Annotated in this window: 4 protein-coding genes; all 4 read right to left on the minus strand. The window is 68.6% G+C overall.

The window, feature by feature from the left end; all coding sequences use genetic code 11:
- Positions 1–129 precede the first annotated feature (129 nt).
- On the minus strand, positions 130–1,710 hold the full coding sequence (locus tag AB0H32_RS46280) for an ABC transporter substrate-binding protein (protein WP_361135123.1): 1,581 nt from the start codon (positions 1,708–1,710) through the stop codon (positions 130–132).
- Positions 1,711–1,885: 175 nt separating this feature from the next.
- A complete protein-coding gene (locus AB0H32_RS46285) occupies positions 1,886–3,490 on the minus strand; it encodes an ABC transporter substrate-binding protein (RefSeq protein WP_361135126.1) in 1,605 nt (534 codons plus the stop codon).
- A gap of 433 nt (positions 3,491–3,923) precedes the next feature.
- Entirely contained in the window at positions 3,924–4,625 is a 702-nt protein-coding gene (locus AB0H32_RS46290; RefSeq protein ID WP_361135129.1) for an HAD family phosphatase, read from the minus strand.
- A gap of 143 nt (positions 4,626–4,768) precedes the next feature.
- Positions 4,769–5,794 (minus strand): vitamin B12 dependent-methionine synthase activation domain-containing protein (locus AB0H32_RS46295; RefSeq protein ID WP_361135132.1); only part of this gene is annotated, 1,026 nt, incomplete at its 5' end.

Consider the following 5,794-nt stretch of genomic DNA (forward strand, 5'->3'; position numbering starts at 1 on the left):
TTTTTTTTTTTTTGTTTTTGTTTTTGTGGTGGGGGGCGGGCCTGGGGCGGCTGTCGGGGAGGACTCCCACGGGGCCGGGGCGGGTGGTGGCGGGGGTGTGCCACGGCCCGCCCTCGGTGCATGGAGCGCTCAGCTCTTGCTCAGTTCCCAGAACCGGAACACGGTCGAGGCGTCCAGGCAGTACTCCAGCCCGTAGACGCCGTCGCGGGCGACCGCGTACTGCTTGGCCTGCCAGACCGGGAGCACGGGCAGTTCGTCGGCGACGATGTTCTGCAGCTTGCCGAAGTTCTGGTCGGTCGCGGCGCGGTCGCTCTGTGCGGCCGTGGCGGGGATGAGGGTGCCGGTGATCGTGCCGTTGCTGTAGTGGTTGCCCAGCACGTTGTCCTTGCCGAAGAACGGCGCGGTGAAGTTGTCGGCGTCCGGGTAGTCGGGCACCCAGCCCTTGACGTACACGCCGTATCGGCCCTGGGCGATGTCCTTCTCGTACTGGCCGAAGGCGACTGACTTGACGTCGGCCTGGAAGAGGCCGCTGGCGTTGAGCTGCCCGGCGATGGCCTTCAGTTCCTGGTCGGTGGCGGGGCCGTAGCGGGAGGGCGTGGACCAGAGGGTGAGCTTCACCTTGCCGGTGATGCCGTCGGCGTGCAGTGCGGCGGCGGCCTTCTCCTTGGAGGGGCGGGCGCCGTAGGTGTCGAAGAAGGCCGTGTTGTGGCCGACGATGCCCGCCGGGATGATCGAGTACAGCGGGGTGGCGGTGCCCTGGTAGACGTTCTTGACGAGGGCGTCGCGGTCGATGAGGTAGGCCATGGCCTTGCGGACGCCGATCTTGCCGGCGACCGGGTCCTTCATGTTGAAGACCAGGTGCTGGACCTCGGCGCTGGTGCCCTCGACGACGTCCATGCCCTTGGTGTCGTCCTGCTGGTCGAGCTGGGCGATGTCGGTGGCGGTCAGGCCTCGGTAGGCGAGGTCGATGTCGCCGCTTTCGAGCGCCTTCTTCAGGCCGGCGCGGTCGCCGTGGAAGAACTTCAGGGTCACGCCGGAGTTCTTGACCTTGGCGGTGCCCTTGTAGTCGGAGTTGACGGAGAAGACCGCGCGGTCCTTGTCGAAGGAGTCCAGCTTGTAGGGGCCGGAGCCGACTGCCTTGTCGTCGGTGCGCAGGCCGCTCGCGTCGTACTGGCGGTGGTCCACGATGGAGCCGGCACCGGAGGCGATCTTGCTGGGGAAGGTGGCGTCGGGGACCTTCAGCTTGAAGACGACGGTCTTCGCGTCCGGGGTCTCGACCTTGCCCAGCGAGGGGAACATGATCGCCGGGCCGGCCGGATCGTTGATCTTCAGCATCCGGTCGAAGGAGAACTTCACGTCTTCGGCGGTGAGCGGGTCGCCGTTGCTGAACTTCAGGCCGGGCTTGAGTTCGCACCGGTAGACCGTGGCCCGGTCGTCGCTGAAGGAGCAGTCCTTCGCCGCCTCCGGTTCGGGCTGGGTGCCGCCCTTGGGGAAGCTGAGCAGCGACTGGAAGACGTTGTTGAACAGCAGCCAGGAGCCGGGGTCGTAGCCGGAGGCGGGGTCCGTGGCGAGGACGTCGTCGGACATCCCCATCACCACGGAGGAGCCGGTTCCCCCGGAATCCCCGCTCTCCGAGCCGCAGCCGGTCAACAGGCCGGAGGCCAGCCCCGCCACGAGGGGCAGGACCGGCCACTGGTTACGCATCTTCACTGCATGTGCCTTGTCGTCGGTTCGTCGTTCCGAGGCCCCCGTTGCGTGCCCCGGACGGAAGAGGTGTCTTGCGGGCTGCCGTCGCCGGTACGGGGCCGGCGCACCCCGCTCGGTCGGGCGGGACGCGCCGTCGCTCCCCGCCGACCGGGCCCGCAGGACACCCCTGCGAGAAACGTCAGCCGCTCACACCGCGGCCGAGCGCCCACAGCTGGAGCGTCGAGGAGGAGTTGAGGGCGTAGGAGACGCCCGTGATGTCGTCCCGCGCGGCGACGTACTGCTTGCCCTGCCACAGCGGCAGGACGGGGACGTCCTCGGCGACGGTGTCCTGGATCGCGGCCAGGCTCTTGGCCGCGTTGAGCCGGTCGGCATCGCGCCGGGACTCGGGGATCAGCGTGCGCTGGATCGTGCTGTTCGAGTACGGCGAGCCGAGGAAGTTGCCCTTGTCGAGGAAGGGCGCGAGGAAGTTGTCGGCGTCGGGGAAGTCGGGGAACCAGCCCATGCCGTAGACGTCGTACTGGCCCTTCTGCTCGGCGGGCCGGAAGGTCGCCCAGGGGTGGCCCTGGATGGTGACGTCGAACAGGCCGCTGTTGTTGAGCTGCTTCTGCAGGATCTCGAACTCCTGCTTGGTGGCCGAGCCGTAGTGGTCGGTGGTGTAGTGCAGCGTCAGCTTGATCGGGGTGGTGATGCCCGCCTTGGTCAGCAGTTCCTTCGCCTTGGCGGTGCTGGGGTTGCCGTACTTGTTGAAGAACGAGTTGGAGTGGCCGGTGAGGGTGGCCGGGACCAGCGAGTACAGCGGCTCGGCCTGGGTGCCGTACACCTTGGAGACGATTTCACCGCGGTCGATGAGCTGGGCCATGGCCTGGCGGACGGCCTTGCTCTTCACGGTGGGCGCGTTGGTGTCGAAGGCCAGGTAGCGGATTTCCAGGCCCGGCATGTCGACCAGGTCGACGTTCGCGTCGGCGCCGCTGTCGAGCTTCTGGATCTGCGAGGGCGACATGGTGCGGGTCATGACGTCGATGTCGCCCTTGTCGATCGCAGCGCCCATGGCGGCCGCGTCGTCGTAGGAGCGCATCACGACCTTGTCGTTCTCCACCTGCACGTAGCCCTTGTAGGAGGGGTTCTTGGTGAAGGTGGCGGAGACGATCGTGTTGTCCTTGACGTCGGCGCTGAAGGTGTAGGGGCCGGAGCCGTCGACCTCGAAGCCGTCGCGCAGCTTGTTCTTCTCGTAGTCCTTGGGGTTGATGATGCCCGCGACCGGGGTGGACAGCTTGTACGGGAAGGTGGCGTCGGCCGTCTTGAGGTGGAAGATGACCTCGCGCTCGCCCTGGGTCTCGACCGTGTCGATGTTGTTCAGCAGGGCGGAGACACCCGAGTCGGCCTTGATGCGCAGCGCCCGCTCGATGGAGTACTTGACGTCCGCGGCCGTGACGTCGTCGCCGTCGGCGAACTTCAGGCCGTCGCGCAGCTTGCAGGCGTAGCGCTCGCTGCCGCTGTCGGTGAAGGAGCAGCTCTCGGCGGCGTCCGGCACGGGGTCGCCCTCGCCCTTGGGCTGGGTCATCAGGGTCTGCACGGTCTGGCGCAGGATGTTCCAGGTGCCGACGTCGTAGGCGTAGGCGGGGTCGACGGGCGCAGGGGTGTCGCTGGTGACGGTGAACCGGTCGGTGGTGCCCACGACGATGGCGTCGCCGCTCTTGCTCCCGCTGTCGGATCCGCCGCACGCGGCGAGAACCGGTGTGAGCAGGCCGGCCACGGCCGGCAGCACCAAAATCTTGCGGTTCATGCGGGGGATTCTCCAGAGCTGTTCGTGTCCGTGTACCCGGCATGCAGGGGTGGTGCGGCGGATCACGGGGGGTTGCGGCGATGTTCTCGCGATGAGATTAGTCCGCGCCCGCAGGACGGTTCACAGCCCCGTGAGTTGAGGCCCCATCACGCAGTGAAACCGGGCGTGGACACACCGAAAACCCGACAGCGGCAGGATTAGTGCAGCGTCCCACCAATCGGGACACAAGGGCACGCCGATGAGCCTCGAACGGGGGTGACCCGCACACGTGGGCAACGTTGTCGAGGCCCGCGGGCGTGGGGAACATCACACCCTCGACGGAGTGGGGAGTTCCGGGAATTCAGCCGGGCCGCCCGGGGCGAATTCCACCCCGGTGCACTGCCCCGGATTTCAGTCCACCCTGCTCAATGGGCGTCGCACGCTGGGTGAACAGCTAGCGCATTTCCGTCATCAGGCCGCGCAGAAATGCCAGGTCGACCTCTTCCAGGGAGGTCACGACGGTGCGCCGGGCACTCGGTGCGATCGGGGCCACCGAGGGGACGGCCACGACCCGGCAGCCGGCGGCCTCCGCGGCCTCGACGCCGGTGGCGGTGTCCTCGATCACCGCGCACCGGGCCGGGTCGGCACCGAGGCCGGCGGCGGCGAGCAGATACGGGTCCGGGTACGGCTTGGTGCGCGACACCTCGTCGCCGGCCACGGTCAGGGCGAAGTGCTGGGGTCCGAGGGAGGCCAGCACGCGGTCGATGATCCGCCGGTGCGAGGCGGAGACCAGGGCGGTGGGGATCTCGTACTCGTACAGCTCGGCGAGCAGCCGGGCGGCGCCCGGCATCAGCGGCAGGGCGCGGCCGATGCGGTCCTCGAACCCCTCGTTGAGCAGGGTCGTGAGTTCGGCGAGGGTGATGTCGGCGCCGGTGGCCTCGATCAGGAACCCGGCGCTGCGCGTCATGGGACCGCCGACCACGATGTGGCGCCAGGTCTCGTCCAGGGTGTGGCCGAGGGCGGCGAAGACCTCGACCTCCACGTCCCACCAGAAGCCCTCGGTGTCCACCAGGGTGCCGTCCATGTCGAGGAGAACGGCCTGCAGGGCTGACCCTTCGGCCGTACGGGTTCCGAGCGCGGGGACCGTGCTGGTCATCCTTGCGCACCTCCTTGAGGGACGACCAGGCCGGTTCCCGGACAGGGAACCGGCCTGCGGTGGACCGACCAGTGTACGACTCGCGGCGGGCAAACGCCTCATGTGATCGGCGCGGGCGCGTCGGCGCCGCCCGCGCCGCCGGTTCAGCGTGCGTTGAAGTACTTCGCCTCCGGGTGGTGGATCACGATCGCGTCGGTGGACTGCTCGGGGTGCAGCTGGAACTCCTCGGACAGGTGGACGCCGATCCGCTCGGGCTGGAGGAGCGCAGCGATCTTGGCGCGGTCCTCCAGGTCCGGGCAGGCGCCGTAGCCGAGCGAGAAGCGGGCGCCCCGGTACTTGAGGGCGAACATGTCCTCGATACCGGCCGGGTCCTCGCCGGCGAAGCCGAGTTCGGCGCGGACGCGGGCGTGCCAGTACTCGGCGAGCGCTTCGGCCAACTGCACGGACAGACCGTGCAGTTCGAGGTAGTCGCGGTAGGAGTTGGACTCGAAGAGCTTGGCGGTCTCCTCGCCGATCCGGTTGCCGACGGTGACCACCTGGAGGCCGACGACATCGGTCTCGCCGGACTCCTCGGGGCGGAAGAAGTCGGCCAGGCACAGCCGGCGGCCGCGGCGCTGGCGCGGGAAGGTGAAGCGGGTGCGCTCGTTGCCCTGCTCGTCCAGGATGATCAGGTCGTCGTCCTTGGACACGCACGGGAAGTAGCCGTAGACGACGGCCGCCTCCAGGAGGTTCTCCGTCTGGAGCCTGTCGAGCAGACCGCGCAGCCGTGGCCGGCCCTCGGTCTCGGCGAGTTCCTCGTACGTCGGTCCGCCCGTGCGTGCCTGCTTGAGGCCCCACTGGCCCTTGAACAGCGCGCCCTCGTCCAGCCAGCTCGCGTACTCCTTGAGCTGGATGCCCTTGATGACGCGGGTGTCCCAGAACGGCGGAGCCGGCACGGGGTTGTCGACGGCGACGTCGGAGCGGATGTGGCCCTCCTCGGGCCGTTCCTCGATCTCGACGGCGGCGGTCTGGCGGACCCGGCGCTGCCTGAGCTCGGGCAGCGCCGCGCCGGGCACGCCCCGCTTGACGCCGATCAGGGCGTCCATCAGGCGCAGGCCTTCGAAGGCGTCGCGGGCGTAGCGGACTTCGCCCTCGTAGATCTCGTGGAGGTCCTGTTCGACGTAGGCGCG

Origin of the sequence: Streptomyces sp. NPDC020362 (genome assembly GCF_040642095.1) — a bacterium.
Taxonomy (GTDB): Bacteria; Actinomycetota; Actinomycetes; order Streptomycetales; family Streptomycetaceae; genus Streptomyces.

Coding starts and splice junctions, on each gene's coding strand:
- AB0H32_RS46285 (WP_361135126.1), bottom strand. CDS start 3,490: ATGAACCGCAAGATTTTGGTGCTGCCGGCCGTGGCCGGCCTGCTCACA.
- AB0H32_RS46290 (WP_361135129.1), bottom strand. CDS start 4,625: ATGACCAGCACGGTCCCCGCGCTCGGAACCCGTACGGCCGAAGGGTCA.